General features: G+C 52.0%; 1 pseudogene. It reads right to left on the bottom strand.

Going from position 1 to position 302, the window contains the following annotated elements:
* Positions 1–302, bottom strand: a pseudogene (locus tag VZP09_RS24480) (arsenical pump-driving ATPase); the annotation flags it as partial.

Raw genomic sequence — 302 nt, 5'->3', positions numbered from 1 at the left:
GCATGCTGGTTCTTCACAGCCTCGATCTGAGGAAGTTCTTGTTGAGCACGCAGACACAGCAGTGGTGAATGAGTCTGTGCAATAGAGAGGCTGTTATTGATAATCCAGCCCCAGGGATGAATCCCCGCACGCTCAAGATCGGACTGCAGGTTTGCCGCTTCCAGTACCGGAGTGGTTTCAGGCAGAGTAACCAGCAGGACTTTGGTGCGTTCCGGGTCCTGAAGCTGCATCATCGGAGTGGTAAAATGAACTTTATTCCCCATCTTCTTAGCAATCTCACGGTGATAAGCCCCGGTAGCATC

It is taken from the genome of Klebsiella sp. EMBS2024 (assembly GCF_036233805.1).
Taxonomy (GTDB): Bacteria; Pseudomonadota; Gammaproteobacteria; order Enterobacterales; family Enterobacteriaceae; genus Klebsiella; species Klebsiella pneumoniae.
This window is presented reverse-complemented; position numbering and strand designations above follow the sequence as displayed.